This is a genomic window from Micromonospora sp. CPCC 205546 (assembly GCF_036902715.1).
Classification (GTDB): domain Bacteria; phylum Actinomycetota; class Actinomycetes; order Mycobacteriales; family Micromonosporaceae; genus Micromonospora.
The window spans coordinates 284,637-305,718 of record NZ_JBAKHL010000004.1 but is presented as its reverse complement, the minus strand read 5'-3'; the positions used below and the strand labels follow the sequence as shown (position 1 = coordinate 305,718).

The 21,082-nt window shown below is 70.5% G+C and carries 17 protein-coding genes, 1 tRNA gene and 1 pseudogene; 5 read left to right on the top strand and 14 right to left on the bottom strand.

The window, feature by feature from the left end:
- Positions 1-9 precede the first annotated feature (9 nt).
- The 10 genes from V6U77_RS03480 to V6U77_RS03435 form a co-directional block, all read right to left on the bottom strand.
- Positions 10-1,092 carry an NAD-dependent epimerase/dehydratase family protein gene (locus V6U77_RS03480; protein WP_334604676.1) on the bottom strand — a complete coding sequence of 361 codons (1,083 nt, stop codon included), beginning with the start codon at positions 1,090-1,092 and terminating at the stop codon, positions 10-12.
- A 78-nt stretch (positions 1,093-1,170) separates the two neighbouring features.
- Positions 1,171-1,467, bottom strand: a complete 297-nt coding sequence (locus V6U77_RS03475; RefSeq protein ID WP_334604675.1) for a hypothetical protein — start codon at positions 1,465-1,467, stop codon at positions 1,171-1,173.
- Positions 1,468-1,640: 173 nt separating this feature from the next.
- Positions 1,641-2,744 (bottom strand): Gfo/Idh/MocA family protein, encoded by a 1,104-nt coding sequence (locus tag V6U77_RS03470; RefSeq protein ID WP_334604673.1) that lies wholly within the window; start codon positions 2,742-2,744, stop codon positions 1,641-1,643.
- A gap of 1 nt (position 2,745) precedes the next feature.
- The gene (locus V6U77_RS03465) at positions 2,746-3,807 is read right to left on the bottom strand and encodes a Gfo/Idh/MocA family protein (RefSeq protein ID WP_334604671.1); all 1,062 of its coding nucleotides are present in this window, start codon (positions 3,805-3,807) and stop codon (positions 2,746-2,748) included.
- Entirely contained in the window at positions 3,804-4,691 is an 888-nt protein-coding gene (locus V6U77_RS03460; RefSeq protein WP_334604670.1) for a sugar phosphate isomerase/epimerase family protein, read from the bottom strand. Before V6U77_RS03460 ends, V6U77_RS03465 begins: the two co-directional genes overlap by 4 nt.
- 33 nt (positions 4,692-4,724) lie before the next feature.
- Positions 4,725-5,567 carry an ATP-binding cassette domain-containing protein gene (locus tag V6U77_RS03455; RefSeq protein ID WP_334604669.1) on the bottom strand — a complete coding sequence of 281 codons (843 nt, stop codon included), beginning with the start codon at positions 5,565-5,567 and terminating at the stop codon, positions 4,725-4,727.
- Entirely contained in the window at positions 5,564-7,345 is a 1,782-nt protein-coding gene (locus tag V6U77_RS03450; RefSeq protein ID WP_334604668.1) for a dipeptide/oligopeptide/nickel ABC transporter permease/ATP-binding protein, read from the bottom strand. The genes V6U77_RS03455 and V6U77_RS03450 overlap by 4 nt, the downstream gene beginning before the upstream one ends.
- Positions 7,342-8,283, bottom strand: coding sequence for an ABC transporter permease (locus V6U77_RS03445; protein ID WP_334604667.1), 942 nt, complete (start codon positions 8,281-8,283; stop codon positions 7,342-7,344). The genes V6U77_RS03450 and V6U77_RS03445 overlap by 4 nt, the downstream gene beginning before the upstream one ends.
- Positions 8,284-8,364: 81 nt before the next feature.
- Positions 8,365-9,759, bottom strand: a complete 1,395-nt coding sequence (locus V6U77_RS03440) for an ABC transporter substrate-binding protein (protein WP_334604665.1) — start codon at positions 9,757-9,759, stop codon at positions 8,365-8,367.
- 202 nt (positions 9,760-9,961) lie between these two features.
- Positions 9,962-11,110 (bottom strand): ROK family transcriptional regulator, encoded by a 1,149-nt coding sequence (locus tag V6U77_RS03435; protein WP_334604663.1) that lies wholly within the window; start codon positions 11,108-11,110, stop codon positions 9,962-9,964.
- 514 nt (positions 11,111-11,624) lie between these two features.
- On the opposite strand from V6U77_RS03435, the gene V6U77_RS03430 reads away from it, so the two are divergent.
- The 3 genes and pseudogenes from V6U77_RS03430 to V6U77_RS03420 all read left to right on the top strand — a co-directional run bounded on the left by V6U77_RS03430 (position 11,625) and on the right by V6U77_RS03420 (position 14,537).
- A tRNA-Lys gene (locus V6U77_RS03430) sits at positions 11,625-11,699 on the top strand.
- A 753-nt stretch (positions 11,700-12,452) separates the two neighbouring features.
- Positions 12,453-13,826 carry a calcium-binding protein gene (locus V6U77_RS03425; protein ID WP_334604662.1) on the top strand — a complete coding sequence of 458 codons (1,374 nt, stop codon included), beginning with the start codon at positions 12,453-12,455 and terminating at the stop codon, positions 13,824-13,826.
- A gap of 435 nt (positions 13,827-14,261) precedes the next feature.
- A pseudogene (locus V6U77_RS03420) lies at positions 14,262-14,537 on the top strand (GntR family transcriptional regulator).
- A gap of 204 nt (positions 14,538-14,741) precedes the next feature.
- Here the strand turns inward: V6U77_RS03420 and V6U77_RS03415 are convergent.
- Positions 14,742-15,437, bottom strand: coding sequence for a class I SAM-dependent methyltransferase (locus V6U77_RS03415; protein ID WP_334604661.1), 696 nt, complete (start codon positions 15,435-15,437; stop codon positions 14,742-14,744).
- 424 nt (positions 15,438-15,861) lie between these two features.
- On the opposite strand from V6U77_RS03415, the gene V6U77_RS03410 reads away from it, so the two are divergent.
- Positions 15,862-16,884: a zinc-dependent alcohol dehydrogenase family protein gene (locus tag V6U77_RS03410; protein ID WP_334604660.1), complete on the top strand. Its 1,023-nt coding sequence runs from the start codon at positions 15,862-15,864 to the stop codon at positions 16,882-16,884.
- Positions 16,885-17,159: 275 nt separating this feature from the next.
- Here the strand turns inward: V6U77_RS03410 and V6U77_RS03405 are convergent, their stop codons facing one another.
- The 3 genes from V6U77_RS03405 to V6U77_RS03395 form a co-directional block, all read right to left on the bottom strand.
- Positions 17,160-17,546, bottom strand: a complete 387-nt coding sequence (locus tag V6U77_RS03405; protein ID WP_334604744.1) for a MerR family transcriptional regulator — start codon at positions 17,544-17,546, stop codon at positions 17,160-17,162.
- A 140-nt stretch (positions 17,547-17,686) separates the two neighbouring features.
- Positions 17,687-19,186 (bottom strand): SulP family inorganic anion transporter, encoded by a 1,500-nt coding sequence (locus V6U77_RS03400; RefSeq protein WP_334604659.1) that lies wholly within the window; start codon positions 19,184-19,186, stop codon positions 17,687-17,689.
- Positions 19,187-19,411: 225 nt separating this feature from the next.
- Positions 19,412-20,278 carry an SDR family oxidoreductase gene (locus V6U77_RS03395; protein WP_334604657.1) on the bottom strand — a complete coding sequence of 289 codons (867 nt, stop codon included), beginning with the start codon at positions 20,276-20,278 and terminating at the stop codon, positions 19,412-19,414.
- Positions 20,279-20,397: 119 nt separating this feature from the next.
- On the opposite strand from V6U77_RS03395, the gene V6U77_RS03390 reads away from it, so the two are divergent.
- Positions 20,398-21,030, top strand: a complete 633-nt coding sequence (locus V6U77_RS03390; RefSeq protein WP_334604656.1) for a TetR/AcrR family transcriptional regulator — start codon at positions 20,398-20,400, stop codon at positions 21,028-21,030.
- The last annotated feature ends 52 nt before the right edge of the window (positions 21,031-21,082 follow it).

Here is a 21,082-nt window from a genome sequence, read left to right as displayed (position 1 = left end):
GGGCGTGGGTCAGTAGGGGTTGCCGTGGCCGGCGGGGCGGCCGCGGAGCAGGGCGACGGGACGGCCCGGCAGGTCGCCGGCCGCGGACATCGGCGGGCTGGCGGTGTGCGCGCCGTCGGCCATGCCGGCGAAGAGCTCCTTCAGCGCGTCGAGCGCGTCGTGGCGCGGGTGCCAGCCCAGCTCCGTCTCGGCGCGCTCGCTCGACATGAGCGGCGCGTGCAGGGCCAGCTCCACCCAGCCGGCGTCGATCGGTTGCAGCCGCGCCCGCCAGGTCAGCGCGGCGGCGGCGCGCAGCACCGGGGCGGCCACGGGCACCGTCCAGCCGTGGAAGTGCCGGGCCACCAGCTCCGGGGTGAGCACCGGGTCCGCGGCGACGTTGAACGCGCCGCGCGCGTCACCCAGGACCGCCCGGGCGTACGCGTCGGCGACGTCGTCGGTGTGCACCGCCTGCATCCGCAGCCGCCGGTTCGTCGGCACCAGCGGGATCCGGCCGAAGCGCAGCAGCCGGACGGGCGCGAACGGGCCCAGGAAGTAGCGGGTGATCTCGGTGGCAGCCGCCCGCTGGAAGTTCAGGCCGGGTCGCAGCCGCACCACCCGCAGCCCGGGGTGCTCCCGCTCGGCCCGGTCGAGCAGCGCCTCCACCTCGGCCTTGTCCCGGCTGTACGACGAGCCGGGCACCCCGGTCGCCGGCCAGCGCTCGGAGACCGGGCGGTCCTTGGGGCCGGGCGCGTAGACGCCCACCGACGACGCGTACACCAGGGCCGGCACGCCGGCACGGACCACGGCGTCGATCACGGCGGCGCTGCCGCCCACGTTGGTGCGGTGCAGCACGCGCTGGTCGTGGCTGGGCTGGATCTGCCAGGCCAGGTGCACCACCGCGTCGGCCCCGGCGAAGACCTCGGCGAGCTGGTCGGCCGCGCCGGGCAGGCCGACGTCGCAGGAGTGCCACTCCACCTGGTCGTACGGCTCGCCGCACTCCGGCCCGGGCAGCCGGCGGGCCACCCCGGCGAGCTCCACTCCGCGTTCCCGCCGCAGCCGGCGCAACAGGGCGGTGCCCGCGTTGCCGGTCGCCCCCACCACCACGATCCGCATGCCCGCCCCGTACCCGGTCAGCCCCGGCTCAATCGTCGATCACGCCCACCGTCGGGAGTACGGCGAGCGGCGCACCCGTCAGGGGCGGGGCGAGTGGCGGACCCAGTTCTTCTGCCCGCTCCGGCGGCGGCCCTGCGAGGCGGCGAGGCAGCGCGGGCAGATCCGGCCGACGGGATCCGCCTCGGTGAGCACGTCCGTCGACGTGTACTCGAACCGCACGTGCGGGAAGCGGCGCAGCCGGGTCCGGCTGAGCGGGAGCCCGCAGACGGTCTGGTTCTGCCCCGGCAACCAGGCGTGCACCTCGCCGGCCGGCCCCCGTACGCCGTCCGGGCCCGTCTCCTCGCTCGACGCCGCCACGGCCGGGGTGCTGCTCATCCTCATACGGACACGATTCCCCCACGCGCCCGCGCCATGCCTGCACCCCACCCCCGCCCCCACCGTTCGTCGCCCGCACCGCCGGTCGGGCCTGCCTCATCTCGTACGCCCGGAGACGCCCGCCCACGACGGGCGGGCGTCTCCGGCGGCGGTCGCCTGCGCGCGGCCGGCCCTCACCCGACGGCACCCGTGTCACGTCGACCGGGGGTCTCCAGCCTCGAACTGATCGTCGTGAAACCTCCGCCGGAGCGGGCGGCGGCGGCGATGGCCGTGAGCACCTCGAGGACGTGGAGTCCCCGTGTCGCCGAGGCCAGCGCGGGCTGCCCCGCCAGGATGGCCCGGGCCATCTCGACCAGGCCCATCCCCATGAATCCGTCGGAGTCGCGTGGGCCGGGGAGCACCTCGACGAAGTCGGTGCTGCCCGCTGCCCTGAGCAGCACGGGGCCGCCCCACGAGTTGGCCTGCGCCGCGACGATCGTGCCCTCGGTGCCGTGGATCTCCAGGTGCGGCGTACGCGTCGCCACGACGTCGAAGCTGGTCACCAGCATGCCCATGGCCCCGCTGGCGAACTCCAGGACGCTGTTGATGTGGGTGGGTGTCTGCACGCTGAAGGTCGACCCCGCGCGGGGTCCGGCCAACACGACGCGTTCGGTACGCGCGGTCGCGCCCAGCGCCCCCACCCGGACGACGGAACCCATGAGTTCGGTCAGGACCGTGAGGTAGTACGGACCGATGTCGAACAGAGGTCCGGCGCCCTCCTGGTAGAGGAACTCCGGCTCGGGGTGGAACCGTTCCGGCCCGGCGTTCATCATGGCGGCGTTCACCGACGTCGGGGTGCCGATCGCGCCGTCGGTGAGCAGCGCCGCGCAGGTCTGCGCCCCGACGCCCAGGAAGGTGTCCGGCGCGGTGCCGACCTGCAACGACCGCGCCCGGGCGGTCTCGACGATGCGGTGACCGTCGGCCATGGTGGTCGCCAGGGGCTTCTCCGTGTAGACGTGCTTGCCGTGCTCCAGGGCGCGCAGGGTCACCTCGGCGTGCGCCCTGGGTGGGGTCAGGTTGAGGACCAGGTCGATGTCCGGGTGGGTCAACAGGGCGTCGACCGGGTGCACCTCCGGCACCGCGTGGGCGGCGCCGAGCGCCCGTGCGCGCGCCGGGTCGGCGTCGGCGCAGGCGACGACGGTGACCGCCGGGTCCCCGGCGACGTTGGCCAGGTAGCGGGAACTGACGTTTCCGCACCCCACGACCCCCACCCGTACGGACCCTCCGAGGTGGGACATCTCAGGAGAGCCTGATCTCGCGGCCGGCCCGCGCCGACTCGTAGATCCCGTCGAGCATGCGCATGATCTCCGTGCCGTGGGAGACGGGTGCCACCTGCTCGGCCTCGCCCAGGCACAGCGCGACGAAGTGCGCGATCTCGTTGGCGAACCCCTCCGCGAAGTCGAAGCTGAGGTGGTCGATCTGTGGTCCCACGTTCAGGACGGTGTCGTGCATCTCGGTGGCGATCCGGAGCGCCGGTTCGAGTTCCGCGCCACCGCGCTCGCCGAACACCGCCACTTCGAGGCGGTCCTCGAGCGCGTGCAGGGAGTAGCTGGTCTCCAGCGTCAGGGACGCCCCGTTGTCGAACCGGATGAAGGCCGCGGCGAAGTCCTCGACGTCGCTCCGGGTCGGGTCGTAGTCCGCGACCTTGTACCGCGACAGCGACGTGACGTTCGCCCGGTTGCCCAGCCGGGCGTGGGTGACCGCGCTGACCGTGACGGCCCTGGGGGTGCCCATGAAGTACCAGCAGAGGTCCAGGACGTGCACGCCGATGTCGATGAGCGGTCCCCCGCCGGACCGCTTGTGGTCCGCGAACCAGCCACCGGGGTTGCCGAGCCGTCGGATGTTCGTCGCGCGGGCGTGGTAGACGTCGCCCAGCAGCCCGCTGTCCACGAACGACTTGAGGACCTTGGCGTTCGCGCCGAACCGCCGGACGAAGCCGACCTCCAGGTGCTTGCCGCTGCGCTCGACGGCCTCGACGAGCGCCTCGGTCTCGCCGGCCGTACGACTCAGGGGCTTCTCCACCAGGACGTGCTTGCCGGCGTCGAGCGCCGCCGTGGCGATCTCCGCGTGGCTGTCGTTCCACGTGCAGATGCTCACCGCGTCGATCTCGGGGTCGGCGAGCAGGCTGTCGAGCGTCGGGTGCACGCGGGTCACGCCGAAGGTCTCGGCCTTCTGCGCGCTCCGCTCGTGGTTGACGTCGAACACCCCGACGAGGTGGACGTCCGGGTTGGCGGCGTACGCGCCCAGGTGCATCTCCGCGATGCTCCCGACGCCGATCACGCCCACGCCGAGCCGGCTCACTTGGCCGCCTCCGCCTCGGCGAAGAGCCGCTTCGCGTTGGCGAGACCGATCGGGTTGGCCATCAGGCACTCCTCGATGCCCTCGAACTCGATGGACACGAAGCCGTCGTAGCCGGCGTCGACGATGCCCCGCACGATCCTGCGCATGTCGAGGTCGCCGTAGCCGACGATGGAGCCGAGCAGGTAGGTGCCGCCCGGGGTGTGGTGCCAGCCGTCGCCGGGGTACTGCGAGCGGACGTAGAAGTCCTTCAGGTGCACGATGCTGGCGTACGGGGCGTTCTCGGCGACCGACACCACCGGGTTGTCGTCCACCGACATGAAGTTGCCGACGTCGAGGGTCGTCTTGAAGTTCGGCTCGTCGACGAGGTGGATGAGCCGCCGTACGCGCTCACCACCGTTCATCAGCAGCCCGTGGTTCTCCACGCTGGTGGTGATGCCGTACGGGGCGGCGTACCGGGCGATCTCCTTGCACGCCTCGACCATGCGGGGCAGCAGCGCCTCGAACTCGGCGACGTCCTTGGCCCGGTGGGCCCACTTGGCGACGTCGTGGCGGAACAGGGTGATGTCCAGCGCGGCCGCCACCTCGATGTGCCGCTTGACCCGCGCCATGTTCTCCTCCGCGTCCTCGCCGAGGAGGTCGGCGGGGACGACGAGGTTGGACAGGGTGACGCCCTGGTCCGCCGCGCGGCTCTTGATCTCCTGGACGAATCCGGGGTCCTGGTCGAGGGTCGAGGTGTCGTTGGAGATCTCCGGGGAGAGCGACACCGTCGCGATCTCCATGTGGGTGGCGTCGCTGGCGCCGATCCAGTCGATCACCTCGAGGAGGCTCATCCGGCCGGTGCGCAGGTGCTGGTAGAAGGAGTAGGAGCTGAAGCCGAACTGCACGGGTACTTCCTTCGGTCGGTTGGGTCGGAGGGGTCAGGAGGCGAGCGCGGCGTACTGGCGGCGTCGTTCCGCCTGACGTGCCGGGTCAGGGATGGGCGACGCCATGAGCAGCCGTTTCGTGTACGGGTGGGTCGGTCGCGACGTGACGGTGTCACCGTCGCCGGTCTCCACGATCCGGCCCTTGAGCATGACCGCGACCCGGTGGCAGATGTAGCGGACCACCGACAGATCGTGGGAGATGAAGAGGTACGCGACGCCGGTCTGCTCCTGGATGTCGATGAGCAGGTCGAGGATGCGCGCCTGGGTGGAGAGGTCGAGGGCGCTGACCGGTTCGTCGCAGACGATGAGTCGGGGCTTCAGTGCGAGGGCGCGGGCGATGGCGATCCGCTGCCGTTGCCCGCCGGAGAACTCGCGCGGGTACCGGTGCCCGGCGTCGGCCTCCAGGCCGATCTGACCCAGCAGCTGACCGATCCGCGCGGAGGCTTCGGCGCCGGGCACCCCCTGCGCCCTGAGTGGCTCGGCGAGGATGCTCTCGACGGACATCGCCGGATTGAGCGACGAGTACGGATCCTGGAAGACGACCTGGATGTCCCGGCTCAGGGCCCGGCGGGCGCGCCGGTTCGCGTGGGTGATGTCGGCGCCGTCGAACGTGACCGTTCCGGCGCTGACCGGGGCGAGCCCCAGGAGCGCACGGCCCAGCGTCGTCTTTCCCGAGCCGGACTCGCCGACCAGGCCGACCGTCTCTCCCGTCCGGATCTGCATCGAGACGTCGTGCAGCGCGTGGAAGGAGGGACTGCGCCACCGGGCCCCGCGATAGACGACGTTGACGTCGCTGACGTCGAGCAGTGGTGCGCCGGAATCGTTGCGGGTGCTCATGACTGCGCCTCCTGCAGGTCGTCGCGCGAACGCCGGGGAGGGGTGTCCTCCAGGGTCGCGTCCAGGAGCATGCGGGTGTACTCGTGCTGTGGGTTGGCGAAGAGTTCGGCGACCGGTTGCTGCTCGACGACGAGGCCGTCGCGCATCACCGCCACCCGGTCGCAGAGATCGGCGACCACACCCAGGTTGTGGGTGACGAGGATGAGGCCCATGTTGCGCTCCCGTTGCAGGTCACGGAGGAGTTCGAGGACCTCCGCCTGGACCGTGACGTCGAGGGCGGTGGTCGGCTCGTCCGCGATGAGCAGCTCCGGATCGCAGGAGACCGCGCCCGCGATGAGCACCCGCTGTGCCATTCCTCCGCTGAGCTGGTGGGGGTAGGCGGTGAGCGTGCGGCCGGGGTCGGGGATGCCGACGCGTTCGAGCAGGTGCAGGGCCCGCTCGGTCGCGGCCTTCTTCGACAGGTTGAGCTTGCGCCGCATCGGCTTCGTCAACTGGGCGCCGATGGTGAAGGACGGGTCCAGGTTGGACATCGGCTCCTGCGGCACGTAGGCCATCTTCGGCCCGCGCAGCTTCTGCAACTCGCCCTCGCGCAGCCCGATGAGGGACCGCCCGTCGAGGGAGATGTGCCGGGCGGACACGGAGGCGTCGGGTGGCAGGAGTCCGAGAATCGCAAAGGACGTCTGGGACTTTCCGGAGCCGGACTCCCCGACCAGACCGAGCACCTCTCCCCGCGCCACGTGCAGCGACACGCCCCGCACCACGTCCTTGGCCGCTCCGTCCTCGGCCACGTACCGCACCGACAGGTCCTCGACGCGGAGCAGGGTGTCCGCGGGGAGGGCGGTCGCGGGCGTACGGTCGGTTTCGCCCTGGACGACCGTCGTGTCGTCCCGGCGGGCGGACCGCGCCGCCCGCTTGGCCTTGGGCTTGCGGCCGACCCCGAGCGAATCCGCCAGGGCCGTGCCGAAGAGCACGAGTGCCATGACCGTGCAGCCGATGGCGACGCCGGGTGCGATGACCAGCTCGGGCGCACGCTGGAAGTTCTGGAAGGCGTTGCTGAGTTCGCCACCCCAGCTGGGGCGCTGCGGGTCGCCGAAGCCGAGGAACTCCAGGCCGGACTGGACGATGATCGCCATGCCGAAGATGAACGAGGACCGGACGAGGACCGGCCCCAGCACCACGGAGAGCACGTGGCGGAAGATGATGCGCAGGTCGGACAGCCCCGCGACGCGGGCGGCGTCGAGGTATAGCTCCTCGCGCACCGCGATCACGGCGCTGCGGGTCAGCCGGAAGATGTCCGGCGACGCCAGCACACCAAGGGTGATCATCGTCGGGGCGAGGCCGCTGCCGAGGGAGGCGATGACCACGATGATGATGAGGATCTCCGGCAGGGACATCAGCATGTTGAAGATCCAGCTCGACACCCCGTCGAACCGCTTCGCGTGATAGCCGGCGAGAAGACCTGCGGGAATCCCGCACAGGAGAGCGACGGCGACCATGATCGCGCCCGCCTGGAGGCTCACCCGCCCGCCCCACAGCAGACGGCTCAGGATGTCCCGCCCGTTTCCGTCCGTGCCGAGCGGGTGGTCGCCGCTCGGCGGTCGGAGCGCCTCCGAGAGCACCACCAGGTTCGGGTCCTGCGGGGAGAGCAGCGGCGCGAGGATGCTCGCCACGACGATGGCCAGCAGGACACCCCCCGCCACCACGCCCATGGGGTTACGCAGGAAGGAGCGGAATCTCCTGGCTGTCAGGCCCGCGCGGGCCGTCACGTCGGCGCTCATGCGTTGCGTACCTTCGGGTTCAGTGCGGCGTAGAGGATGTCGACCGCGAGATTGACGAGCACGACGACCAGCACGGTGAAGAGCAGGACGCCCATGATCACGGGGATGTCGCTGTTGCCCGAGGCGTTGATGGCGACGGCGCCGATGCCCTGCAGGCCGAACACCCGCTCGATGATGGCGGCCCCGCTCATCGCCGCGATGAACTGCAGGGAGAGCATCGTCAGCGCTGGCGGAGCCGCGTTGCGCAGGACGTGGGTGAGCAGGATCTCTCGCTGCGAGAGGCCGCGGCTGCGCAGCGTACGGACGTAGTCCTGGCCGTTGACGGTGATCACGGAGTTCCGCAGCTGCTGGGCGATGGCGGCGATCGAACCGATCGACAGCGCGACGACCGGCAGGGTGATGGACCAGAGCCAGCCGCTGGGCGAGTCACCCAGGTGGACGTAGCCCGTGGCGGGGAACCAGCCCAGCTGCACGGCGAAGACCAGGGCCAGGATGATCGCGACCCAGAAGTTCGGCAGGCTGAAACCGAACACCATGAACACCTGGAGTACGCGGTCGAACGTTCCGGGTCGGGTCGCCGCGAGCAGCCCGAGCACGACCCCCAGGACCGCGGCCACCAGGACGGCGCCCAACGCGAGGGAGACGGTGACCGGCAGCCGCGTCACGATGAGGTCGCTCACGTCGGCGTTCTGCGCGGACGAAACCCCCAGGTCACCGCGTACGACCCCGCTCAGCCAGCTCAGATACTGCTCGACGACCGGCCGGTCGAGGCCGAGCTGCTCCCGCTTGACCGCGACCTGTTCCTCCGTGGCATAGAGGCCGAGCGCGCCCCGAGCCGGATCGGAGCCGGTGAGCATGAGGAAGAAGAACATCCCCGTCACGACCGAGAACGCCAGCAGCAGGCCCGTGGCCAACCGCCGACCGATGAAGCCCAGCATGCCTGCTACCTCCTAGATGACCTGTAGTGATCCACCGGATGGGTCGGCTCGGTCGCCGACCCATCCGGGGTCGATCGGCGGTTACTTCGCCGGGGCGAAGAAGCGGAGGCTCGGCATGAGCTGCGCCTGCTGCATGGTCACGTCGATGTCCGACCTGAACAGGTAGACGTTCTCCTGCGTGACGATCGGCGCGAACCAGGCCTGCTCGACGAGGTGGGTGTTCAGCTCCTTGTAGAGGGCGGCCTGCTTGTCACCCTGCGCGGCCGGGATCTCCTTGAGCAGCCGGGTGACGGTCTCGTCGGTGTACTTGAAGTTGTTCCACAGCGACGTCGGGGTGAGCTTGTTCAGCACGTCCGTCCACGCCGGGATGTTCGTGGAGAACGAGAGCATGAACGCAGGCTGGCCCTTCAGGGTCTCCAGGCCGCCGTTGGCGAAGCCGTTGACCGGCACCTGCTCGACCGTGATGCCCACGTCGCCCAGGTACTGGGTGACGATCGGCACCAGCGGGGACATGAAGCCCTCGCTGTACGAAACCTTGATCTTGAAGCCGCTGCCGTAGCCCGCCGAGGCCAGCAGCTCGCGTGCCTTCGCCGGGTCGTACGGGTATCGCGCGTTCAGCTCCGGGACCCACGCCTCGCTGGACGGGTTGAAGGTCTGGGTGGAGACCTGGCCGAAGCCGCCGTAGTGGGTGTCGAGGATGGCCTTGCGGTCGAGCGCGTGGTTGATCGCCTGCCGCACCCGCACGTCGCCGAGTGCCTGCGACGCCTTGCCGGCGCGGTCCTGCAGGATGATGCCCTGCCACTCGCCGGGCACCGTCTTGACGGTGAGCCCGTCGGTCTTGGCCTTCGGCACCATGTCGGAGGTGCCGTACATGAACTGGATCTGACCGGTGGCGAGCGCGTTGTACCGGGCGGTGAACTCCTCGTACGGGCGGATCACGACGCTCTCGAAGGGGAACGCCTCGCGGTTCCAATAGCCGTCGCGTGCCTTGAACGTGTACTTGACGCCCTTCTCGGAGGCGCCCGAGTCGTACGTGTAGGGCCCGGAGCCCACCGGGTTCGAGGCGATGCCGCCCGAGCTGAGCGCCGTGGGGCTCGCCATGTATCCCAGATACGTCGCCAGGGCGGCCAGGAGGCCGGGGCTGGGCTCGCTGAGGTGCAGGCGCACCGTGGCCTTGTCCACGACCTCGACGCGTTCGATCGCCCTGGCCGCCTCGGAGGCGCTGCCCGCCCCCTTCTTGCGTGCCTCGAGGTTGACCTTCACCGCATCGGCGTCGAAGGTGGCGCCATCACTGAAGGTGACGCCGTCCCGCAGCTTCAGGGTGAGTTCGGTGAGGTCGGCGTTGTACTCGTACCCGGTGGCCAGGTTGCCCTCGATCTTCGACTCGGGCGTCTTGCGGAGCAGCGGGTCGTAGACGGCCTCCGCGTAGTGGATGACCGCGCCTTCCTTCATCTCGGCGGGGTCCCAGGTCAGCACGTCGCCGTTGTTGCCCAGTACGAGCTGGGACGAGCCTGCTTCATTCGCCTGCCCGCCACCGCTACAACCGGCGAGGGCGAGAGCGACTACGGCAAACGTTGCCGTCAGCCTGCGTGTCAGTTGCACCGTGTTCCCTTCTATTGCTGCTGCAAAGCCAGCGCCGGTCGGCGTCGCTCTGGGTGACGGGGATCGGATCAGCGGATCAGGCGATCCCGAGTTGTTGGCTCATGACCATGGCGGTCGCACCGCGCAGGACGATGTCGTCGCCGAGCTCCGAGAGCCGCAGGACGATGTCGCCGTGGACCTCCGTCAGGGCGCGCTGTCGGATGGTTTCCATCGCCGCGTCGGCCAGCGGTCCCTCCAGCACCCGGCGCGGCCCGCTGAGGACGATCTCCGAGACGTTGATCGCGGCCACGATCGGGGCCAGCACGGCACCGAGTGCCTCGCCCGCGGCGGCGAGGACCCGGGTGTGCTCCGCGTCGGTACGAGCTTCCGAGAGGTCTTCCTGGATGCGTCGGGTCGACAGCCAGGTCTCGAGGCAGCCGAGCTTTCCGCAGACGCAGGCCCGCTCGCTGCGGGTGTCCACGACCACGTGGCCGATCTCGCCGGCCGCGAACCTGCTGCCCAGGACGGGCGTGCCGCCCAGCAGCAGACCCGCCCCCACGCCGACACCGACCCGCACGAGAAGGGTGTCCGCCGCGCTCTCGCCGTAACTGCGCTCGGCGAGCGCGGTGGCGTTGGCATCGTTCGACACGACCACGGGGCAGACGAAGCGCTCGGTCAGCACCGACTGGAGGTCGAGGTCCTTCCACCCCAGGTTGGGTGCGCTGAGGACGACGCCACCGAGGTCCACGATTCCCGGGGTGCCGATGCCGATGCCGAGCAGCCGCGCTGTCACCTGTTCGCGCAACGCCCCGACGAGACCGACGACCTTCGCCAGGGCTTCGGCTCCGGTGCTGCCCTCGATCTCGACCTGCCGCCGAGCCACCACCGAGCCGCCGAGGTCGAACACGGCCCCCCGGTAGAGCGTCGAGTGGCTCAGGTCCACGGCGACCGCCTGGTAGGCGTGCTCGTTGAACTCGAGCATCATGGCCGGCTTCCCCGGCCGTGTCCCCGCCCGCGTACCCACCTCGACCACGAGGTCGTCCGCGAGGAGATCACTCACGACGTCCGAGACCGAGACCCTCGTCAGCCCGGTACGTCGCGCCAGATCCGCCCGGCTGAGCGGCCCTTCCCGGTACAGCATGCGCAGCAGCAACTCACGGTTGTGCACGCGGGCCTGCTCCGGGAGCACCTTCTCGCCGGAGCGGACCCGGGCCGGAACCCGGTCCCCGCGCAGGGTCCCCACCACGCGGCCCTGCGGCTCCGGCGGTGTGGTTCCCGTCTCATCAATGCACGTCACACGGTTAGTACAGGTGGCTAACAAACTGCGGACAAGAACCAGGCTCGCGTTGTTCCCAAGTTGTTACATTCCCGTGGCGCCGCTTCCGAGACTACTTCGACCAACCCAACGGCCCTGGTAAAAGCGCTGATCATGGCGCTGGTCGGCCTGCGGACGCGTCGGGCGAGCCGATTCGACGACGGGCAGGGACACCACCAGAGCCAACCCTCCGGTATGGTCCCAGCGGAGGCCGGCTGGCCTCCTCCGGGGTCGCGCGCCGGACCACGACTGGCCCCCGGCCCGTGAAGATCAGAAGGTGCCGGCGACCTGAGGCACCCGGCCGGCGAGGGCAGTTGGCGTCCGTACGCCCGCAGGTGCCGTCGTGGGCGGGTTGCGACGCTCGCTGCTCCCCTGAGCTGCCGGTCGCCCGGCGGCACGAAAGCCGAGAGTCGCAACCGGCCGCCTTCCGGTAACCTGAGCGCGCGGGCCGCTAGCTCAATGGCAGAGCTGTGGACTTTTAATCCATAGGTTCAGGGTTCGAGTCCCTGGCGGCCCACCACAAACCGCCCCTGAGCTGTGAGAACGCCGGACGAAGATCATCGGGCACAACCAGGGCACAACACAACTCCGATCTTGGTCCGCGCGAGGTTCCCGCCGGGTGCTATCCGCGTCCCGCAGGAGGCCGCCGACCAGGCCGCGCGGCCGGCCCTTCTTCGGCATCCAGTGAACGTAGGTCTCCAACGTGATCCGCAGGTTGGCGTGGCGCAGCGCCTTCTGTACCTCCTGAGGCTCCACGCCGTTGCTCATCAGCGTGGTGGCGAAGAAGTCGCGCGTCAGGTCAGAGCGCGCCTCCGGCGGGGGCCTCAAATTCCAGGATGGTAAGGGTGGACCAGGGGTCGCGGTGGAGGGTGGTTGAGGGGAGCCATCCCGTCACCGTCGTCACAGGCAGAGCCGAGCAGATCCGCCCCACAGTGAGCCCTCTTCAACCTGATCTTGCAGGTCAGAGACGGTGCGTAGCCCGGGGATCGATGAGGGCGAGCCACGGTTATTCGACGCCGGAGCGCTGCGAGCGGCGTGCTTGAGGTTGCGCTCATTGTCGCCGATCCGCCACTTCCACTGACTACTGAGTGGAGTTGATCGATATACGCTGTGTCTCGTTCATTGCCGGTCGGGACACGGTCGCCCTGGCGGTGGAGGCAGCGGCTTCCCACCGTGTGGTCCCGACGTCGCCTCGTCGGGCTAACACCAGCACAAGGGAGCCACATTGCGACTTGTCCTCTCATCCCTCACCCTGTCACGACCACAGGGACGGTTGTCACGTCGACTCCGGCAGACGGGAGCCACGGCCGCGCTCGTCGTGGCGGCGCTGGTCGTCACCGCCACCCCGGCACTGGCGACGATCACGATCTCCCAGCCGACCGTGCCGACCCTCGCACGCGGGGCATCCGGCGAGGTCACCTTCACCCTCGACGCCAACGCCAACGACCCGGTCGGCAAGATCGCTTTTACGGCTCCGGCGAACACGACGTTCGCCCGCACGTCCTACACCTATAACGGCGGGCCGGGCGCATTGTCCTGCGGGCTCAGCGGTGACGCCAAGACCCTCACCTGTCCGGAGACCGGGACCCTGCCCGGCTTCTTCTGGCCCGGCGTCGCCACCATCGGCGTGCGGCTGCTGATGGACCCGGCAGCACCCACCGGAACGGTCATGACCGCCGGGACGGTCACCAACTACGACTGGGCCGGCGTCCAGAACGCCCAGGGCACCTACACCGTCCAGACCCCGCCGCCCGTAGCCGACCTGGCCGTGGCCGTCACCGACTCCGCCGACCCGGCAGCGCTCGGCGGCACCTACAGCTACACCGCCACGGTCACCAACAACGGCGCGGACCCCGCCACCGGCGCCACCACGGCGCTCACCCTGTCCGGGACCTCCGCCGGCATCGTGTCGGCTTCTGCCTCGCAGGGCTCCTGCACGGTCACCGCCCCGACCGTATCCTGCGCCCTGGGCGGGCTCGCCACCGCGGCCACCGCCACCGTCACCGTCACCGTCGAGCCGCAGGCCGCCGGCACCATCACCGCCACCTCCATGGTGTCGGCCACCGAGTCTGACCCGGTCAGCGCCAACAACACCGACGTCGAATCCACCATCGTGACCAACGGCCTCGGTTGCACCATCACCGGCACCGCCGGCAACGACACCCTCACCGGCACCAACGGGGCCGACGTGATCTGCGGCCTGGGTGGGAACGACACCATCAACGGCGGCAACGGCGACGACGTCCTCTACGGCGGCACGGGCATCGACATCATGGACGGCGGCAACGCCGACGACGTGCTCCACGGCGGCACGGGTGATGACGTGATGGGCGGCGGCAACGGGGCCGACCACCTCTACGGCGGACCCGGCAACGACACCAACTACGGCGAGACCCTCCTCGGGTCACTGCTGCACCTGTTCGACAACGGCTCCGACCACATCTACGGCGGACCCGGCAACGACGACCTCGACGGCCAGAACGGCAACGACATTCTCGTCGACACCGACGGCACCGACAGCATGTCTGGCGGCCTCGGCAACGACAACATCAACATCCAGGACGGCACCGGCGGTGACACCGCGAACGGCAACCTCGGCACCGACACCTGCACTGCTGACACAGGAGACACCACCACCAACTGCTAGCCGACGTTAAGCCTCAGGACAGCCAGCCACCAGCGGCGTTCGGTGGAAAAACCGGCGACATGCTCAGTCACGACGACCCCCGCCAACCCGGCGTCGTCGCCGTGAACACCGAACGCCGCTGGGGTCTGGCTCGTCCCGCCGCCGTGTCCGCAGAGGCGGTGGCCGACCGGCCACCAAGTTGGCCAACGGCCGCAGGGGCACCTGGTCGTCGACATCACGGCCTGGCCTGCCCTGGCCGGCTGCGGGACGATCGGCCAGGAGCCGACTCGGCTGCCGGTCCCGGGTCAGGTCAAGAGCGCCGCTGTGGCGGTGTCCGCCGGGTGCCGGACCGTAACACGGAAGCCGCTCCTCATACGTCTAGGTACGTAGAAGGCTGAGGGCGGTCATCGGAGGACTTCTACCGTCGAGCTATAAAGATCGACCCGGGGGGCCCGCATTGACCACGGGGCCCGCTGCCGCCGTACCGGCAACTGGCCGGCATCCTCGCCGCCCGGACCGAGCGTGGCGACTGGCAGCCCAACCGGGCGATCCCGTCCGAGTCTCAGTTGGTGCAGGAGTACGGCCTCGCGCGAGCGACCGTACGGCGAGCGATCGCGGTACTTGTGGACCAGGGTGTTGTTCGTAGTGCCGCAGCTGGGAACCTTCGACTGGGCTGGAACCAGGAGCGTCGGCCGTCCCGACGAGTCCGATGGCCGGGTGGTGACCGAGTGAGCGAAGACGGACGCCTGCGGACTCTGGCGGACAAGTCGAGCAGGTCACCTCTGTCGGCCGCGCAGCTCATCAGCCAGCTGGCCACGAGGCTCGTGGTATTCAGGTCTGCTTGGTCGCCAACCCAGCCACCGGAGGCCTCTTCAGTTCTCGATCACCGCCACGCCGAGACCTCACCCGGCCAACACCCACCTACGAAAACGCGCCCTAGGCGGACTCGAGGACGAAGAAGAGGAAACACATGAAGGACCCGGAGTTCATGTCGGGTGGGAGCAGTTCCGCAGGAGTGTCCGGAGAAGGGGGCGGCTCGCTGATCGTCGCGATGCGGAACCCCGCAGCGGCGAAAGCATCTGCGATGGCGTGCAGCGGCCGGTGCCAGTAGGTCAGCCACACAGTCTGACCGTCCATGACGTAGTCCTCGGAGTACTTCGTCAGCGCGAAGTAGTCGGCCTTCGGATAGGCGATCGCATAGACGGCGGGGTGGATGACCGAGAGGATCAGGCGGCCGCCCGGCTTCAGCACGCGACGCAGCTCGGCGAGGGGACCGGACCAGTCCTCCAGGTAGTGCAGGACCAGGGATGCGACGACGTCGTCGAACTCGGCGTCCGCGAACGGCAGTGGCGCGCTCAGGTCCGCCACGTGCAGGTCGGCGTCCTCGCCCAGCCTCTGGCGGGCCAGGTCGACCATGGCCGCACTCACGTCGAAGCCGGTGACCACGGCTCCCTTGGCGCGTAGCGCAGCTGACAACGGGCCGGAACCGCACCCCGCGTCGAGGATCCGGCGACCTCGTACGTCGCCGGCGAGACGGAGCATCTCAGGTCGCTCGTAGTACGCGTTGAACAGGTTGGACTCGTTCTCCGTCGAATAGGCGTCCGAAAATCTGTCGTAGTCGCTTTTCGTCACCGTGACCCCGTTCCCGTGAGAGGCAAGGACGCATTCGGGCAGGTCCCGTCACGGCGCCCCGGTCAGCAGCTTGCACAGTATCCCGTTGATCACCTGCCGGTGGTCCCGCGACCGGCCCGAACGCCGACCCGGCGCGCATTGCACCGGCTCGACGTGGTCCGCGGAAAGCGGAATCCGATACGGCTCGAAGAGCCGACACCGGCGCCGTCCCTGTCGTCGAAGCCGACCTCACGGGCTTCGGACAGCGAAGTCGGCAGCGTACGACGATCGCCATCCACCGCAGCACCCTGGCCTTCCCGCGTCGACGCCCCGACGGGCTTCGCCGGGCAGCCCTGAGGGCGGTACTTCCACGCCTGTCCGGGTACGCGTAGGGGTGAGCGGCCAGGTCGCGGTGTGGCCGGGTCGAGACGAGAGGAAGAACCTGATGCGTGGTGTCGTCCTGCACGCCCCTCGCGACGTACGGGTGGAGGAGCGTGAGGATCCGCGGATCCTCCTGCCGACCGACGCGGTCATCCGCGTGTCCGCCACCTGCGTCTGCGGCTCTGACCTGTGGCCGTACCGCGGCATCGAGGCGGTCGACGGGCCGTCCCCGATGGGCCACGAGTACGTCGGCGTCGTCCAGGAGGTCGGCGGCGAGGTCAAGGAGATCAAGCCGGGCCAGTTCGTCGTCGGCTCCTTCTTCGCCTCCGACAACACCTGCCCCGTCTGCCGCGCGGGCTACCAGTCCTCGTGCCTGCACCGGGAGCCGGTGGGCGGGCTCGGCGCCCAGGCCGAGTACCTGCGCGTACCGCTGGCCGACGGCACCCTGGTCGCCACGCCCGACCTTCCCTCCGCCGACCTGGTCCCGGACCTGCTCGCCGCCTCCGACGTGCTCGGCACGGGCTGGTTCGGCGCGGTGGCCGCCGAGGTGGGGCCGGGCAAGACCGTGGCGGTCGTCGGCGACGGTGCGGTGGGGCTGCTCGCCGTGCTGGCGGCGAAGCAGCTCGGCGCCGAACGCATCATCGCGGTCAGCCGGCACGAGCCCCGCCAGAAGCTGGCGGCCCACTACGGCGCGACCGACATCGTCACCGAGCGCGGCGACGAGGGCGTGGCGCGGATCAAGGACCTCACCGACGGCCTCGGCGCGCACTCGGTCATCGAGGCGGTCGGCACCCAGGAGTCGATGATGCAGGCCATCCGCTCCACCCGTGCCGGAGGGCACGTGGGCTACGTCGGCGTGGCGCACGGCGTCGAACTGCCGGGCGAGGAGCTGTTCTTCTCCCACGTGCACCTGCACGGCGGCCCCGCCCCGGTGCGTCGTTTCCTGCCCGAGCTGATCGACCTGATCCTCAAGCGGGAGATCGACCCCGGCAGGGTCTTCGACCTCAGCCTCGCCCTCGATCAGGCCGCCGAGGGCTACCGGGCCATGGACGAGCGTCGGGCAGTCAAGGTCCTGCTCAATCCGTGAGCAGCGACGTAGGGGCGAACCGGCTCGCCGCCCGACCCGCCCCCACGTCGTGCGCGGTCGACGCTGACAGGCCACCTCGGCCCTCGACGAAGCCCGGACGCCGGTTGGGCCCGGATCGCTGCCCGAGCCACCCCCGCGCAGACCGGGGAGGCCACCTCGTTGCGGTGTTGGATTCCTCGGTGTCGACCGCCGCCGCAGGCTAGCGGAGCGGTCCGACACGGTCGGGGCGCCGGGGCCGGGCCAGGCCCGCGATATGAGGCGGCGCGCTGGCCCGGTCAGGTGGGCGGGCCGCCGTGCTGGTCGAGCCGGTCGCGGAGCGTGCCGGCGAAGTCCTCGGCCATGGCGAGCTGGCCGCGCAGCGCGCCGACGCGTGCGGTGGCGGCGGTGTGGAACGTGCCGAGCCGGTCGAGCAGGGCGGCCCGGTCGGCGCCCTCGGCCGTGTCGAGGGCGTCGAGGACGGCGAGCAGGTCGCGCATCTCGTCGAGGGTGAAGCCGAGCGGCTTCATCCGCTTGACCACGGCGAGCCGGTCGAGGTCGGGTGCCGTGTAGAGGCGGAAGCCGCCGTCGCTGCGGGCCGACGGGACGATCAGGCCGACGTCCTCGTAGTGCCGGATCGTGCGGACGCTCAGCCCGACCCGCTCGGCGGCCTCGCCGATCTGCATCAGCCGCCCTTCGCCGGGGGCGGACGCCGGCGCCACGACCGGGTCGGGGGCCGGCGCCGGCGCCACGACCGGATCGGGGGCGGGCGCCGCGACCGGGTCGGGGACGGGCTGCGACCCGGCCGTACGGTTGTCGGGGGCCATCAGTGCCCGACGCCGAGCCGGCCGGCGAGGGTGCCGTGGATGTGGGCGCTCGGACGGTTCAGCTCGACGATCTCCACGGTCTTGCCGCGCGCGGCGTACCTGGTCGTGACGGCGTCCAGGGCGGCGACGGAGGAGGCGTCCCAGACGTGGGCGTGCGTCATGTCGATGACCACGCTGTCGGGGTCGTTCGCGTAGTCGAACTGGCCGACCAGGTCGTTGCTGGAGGCGAAGAACAGCTCGCCGTGCACCGAGTAGATCCGGCTCGTCCCCTCGGGGTCGAGGACGCTGGTCACCTCCACCAGGTGGGCGACCCGGCGGGCGAACACGACCATCGCGGTGAGCACGCCGACGACGACGCCGACGGCGAGGTTGTGGGTGGCCAGGGTGGTGACGACGGTGGTCACCATGACGATCGTCTCGCCGTACGGCATCCGCCTGAGCGTGGCCGGGGCGACCGAGTGCCAGTCGAACGTCGACACCGCCACGATGACCATCACGGCTACCAGTGCGGCCATCGGGATCACGGCCACCACGTCGCCGAGCGCCACCACCAGGATCAGCAGGAAGACGCCGGCCAGGAACGTGGACAGCCGCGTACGGGCGCCCGACGCCTTCACGTTGATCATCGTCTGGCCGATCATCGCGCAGCCGCCCATGCCACCGAAGAACCCGGTGACGATGTTCGCCACGCCCTGCCCCCACGACTCACGGGTCTTGCTGGAGGGGGTGTCGGTGATGTCGTCGACCAGCTTCGCGGTCATCAGCGACTCCATCAGGCCGACCAGTGCGATGCCCAGGGCGTACGGGGCGATCAGGGTCAGCGTGTCCATGGTCCAGGGGATCTGCGGCAGGCCGAGCGTGGGCAGGCTGTCCGGCAACGCCCCCTCGTCGCCAACGGTCGGCACCGCCGCGTGGGTGGCGACCGTGACCACGGTCAGCACCACGATGGCGACCAGCGGCGCCGGGACGGCCCGGGTGAGCCGGGGCAGCCCCACCATGATCGCCAGCGCGACCGCCACGAGCGGGTACACCAGCCACGGCACTCCGAGCAGGTGCGGCACCTGGGCGGCGAAGATCAGGATGGCCAGGGCGTTGACGAAGCCGACCATCACGCTGCGCGGGATGAACCGCATCAGCTTCGCCACCCCGAGCGCGGCCAGCAGGATCTGGATCGCGCCGCCGAGGATCACCGCGGCGATCAGGTGGTCGAGGCCGTACTCCTTGGCGAGGGGCGCCACGACCAGGGCGACCGCGCCGGTGGCTGCGGAGATCATCGCCGGTCGACCGCCGCAGATCGCGATGGTCACCGCCATCGTGAACGAGGCGAAGAGGCCCACCCGGGGATCGACCCCGGCCAGGATCGAGAAGGAGATCGCCTCCGGGATCAACGCCAGGGCGACGACCAGGCCGGCGAGGACCTCGGTGCGGAACACCTTCGGCGACAGCCAGGACGGACGGGGCAGGCGCGGGCGGGAGACCGCGGAGAGCATGGAGGACATACAGCCGTTTCCACTCGGGCGGGGCACGTCGACAGGCACGCACCGCGCCCACCGGGTCGGGCGGGGTCGGTCAGGCTCGCATCGCGTACGGACTCACGGCCGCCGACGTCGTCCGGGCGTCGTCGCCCGGTCGCCGCGCACGGAGTCGCGCGGCGCGGCGGCCCAACGGACCCTACTCTTCCGTTACGGAAGAGTTCCACCCGCGTGGCGATCGTCACGGTCGGATCAGGTCGGCCCGGCGCCCGGGGCCGGGACCGCCTTCTCGGCGGCGCGGCTCACCTCTTCCCAGCCGGCCCAGACGTCCATGCGTCGCCTCGAGATGTCGAAGGCGAGGTCGTAGACCATGCTGCCCAGCAGCAGCCGCAGCGGCGGGTCGTCGCTGGCGACGAGCTTCATCAGCGCCTCGCCGGCCAGCCGGGGTTCGCTGTCGACCGACCCCTGCGCCCACTGCCGCGCCAGCTCCTCCCGCAGCGGGTCGTAGGCGGGGTTCGGGGTGGCGGCGGTGCTGCTGGCGTAGAGGTCGGTCCAGTAGCCGCCCGGCTGGACGATGGTGACCTTGACGCCGAACCGGGCGGCCTCGGCGGCCAGCGCCTCGCTCATGCCCTCCAGCGCGAACTTGCTCGCGCTGTAGAGCCCCGTGCTGGGGAAGCCGCCGAGCGCGCCGATGCTGGAGATCTGCACGACGTGTCCGCCGCACTGGGCGCGCAGGTGCGGCAGGACGGCCTGGCTGACCCAGAGCGCGCCGAAGAAGTTGAGGTCCAGCTGGGCGCGCGCCTCGGCCTCGGTGAACTCCTCCACCATGCCCATGAGGAGCGCGCCGGCGTTGTTCACGACGACGTCGAGCCGGCCGAAGTGCCGTACCGCGCGGGCGACGACGTCGAAGACCTCGGCGCGGTCCGTGACGTCGAGTCGCAACGTCAGCAGGCGGTCGGGGTGCCGGGCGGCGAGGCCGTCGAGCGGCGAGACGTCCCGGGCCGCGCCGACGACCCGGTCGCCGGCCGCGAGCGCGGCCTCGGTGAAGGCACGGCCGAGGCCGCGGCTGGCCCCGGTGATGAACCAGACCTTCGGTACGGCGGCCGCTGCGGCTTCCATGGGCACCCCTCTCCTCGCGAGACGGACCGTCTCGTCTTGTCGATGCGGGTGACCCTACCCGACCGGGCGCCTCTGTCAAGACGGACCGTCTCGTCTCATCGTCTTGCTAGATTCGGCCCGTGCCCACGCAGAAGGTCGCCCCCGACTCCAGCCGTCGCAGCGAGACGGCACGCCGCGCCATCCTCGCCGCCGCCTTCGACCTCGTCGGCGAGCTGGGCTACGCGAAGCTCAGCATCGAGGGCATCGCGGCCGCCGCCGGCGTCGGCAAGCAGACGATCTACCGCTGGTGGCCCTCGAAGGGCGCGCTGCTCTTCGACGCCTTCCTCGCGCTCACGACCGACGGCGGGCAGGACGGCCGGGGCGGCGCCCTGCCCGACACCGGCGACCTGGCCGCCGACCTGAAGCTGGTCCTGCGGGCCATCGTCGACGAGCTGAACGACCCTCGCTACGACCAGCCCATGCGCGCCCTGCACACCGAGATCGTCCACGACCCGGCCCTGGCCGCCGACTACGCGCAGCGGCTCGACGGGCCCATGCGGGAGCTGAAGAAGGAGCGCCTGCGCGCCGCCCGGCGTGCGGGGCAACTCGCCGGGGACGTCGACCTCGACGTGGCCGTCGACCTGCTGTTCGGACCGGTGCTCAACCGGTGGCTCCAGCGCACCGGCCCGCTCACACCCGAATACACCGACCAGGTGGTGGACACCGCGCTGCGCGGCCTGCGGCCTGCAACGACTGACGACGGTCGTCGTTGATCCGGTCGTACCCGCCCCACCCGCGTGCGGGCACCGACCGTGGAGGAGGCAC

What these genes read in the sequence shown, in the direction of transcription:
- V6U77_RS03480 (WP_334604676.1), bottom strand. Translation starts at nt 1,092, where the DNA reads ATGCGGATCGTGGTGGTGGGGGCGACCGGCAACGCGGGCACCGCCCTG.
- V6U77_RS03450 (WP_334604668.1), bottom strand. Translation starts at nt 7,345, where the DNA reads ATGAGCGCCGACGTGACGGCCCGCGCGGGCCTGACAGCCAGGAGATTC.
- V6U77_RS03400 (WP_334604659.1), bottom strand. Translation starts at nt 19,186, where the DNA reads ATGTCCTCCATGCTCTCCGCGGTCTCCCGCCCGCGCCTGCCCCGTCCG.
- V6U77_RS03405 (WP_334604744.1), bottom strand. Translation starts at nt 17,546, where the DNA reads ATGCAGATCGGCGAGGCCGCCGAGCGGGTCGGGCTGAGCGTCCGCACG.
- V6U77_RS03455 (WP_334604669.1), bottom strand. Translation starts at nt 5,567, where the DNA reads ATGAGCACCCGCAACGATTCCGGCGCACCACTGCTCGACGTCAGCGAC.
- V6U77_RS03410 (WP_334604660.1), top strand. Translation starts at nt 15,862, where the DNA reads ATGCGTGGTGTCGTCCTGCACGCCCCTCGCGACGTACGGGTGGAGGAG.
- V6U77_RS03445 (WP_334604667.1), bottom strand. Translation starts at nt 8,283, where the DNA reads ATGCTGGGCTTCATCGGTCGGCGGTTGGCCACGGGCCTGCTGCTGGCG.
- V6U77_RS03395 (WP_334604657.1), bottom strand. Translation starts at nt 20,278, where the DNA reads ATGGAAGCCGCAGCGGCCGCCGTACCGAAGGTCTGGTTCATCACCGGG.
- V6U77_RS03475 (WP_334604675.1), bottom strand. Translation starts at nt 1,467, where the DNA reads ATGAGCAGCACCCCGGCCGTGGCGGCGTCGAGCGAGGAGACGGGCCCG.
- V6U77_RS03470 (WP_334604673.1), bottom strand. Translation starts at nt 2,744, where the DNA reads ATGTCCCACCTCGGAGGGTCCGTACGGGTGGGGGTCGTGGGGTGCGGA.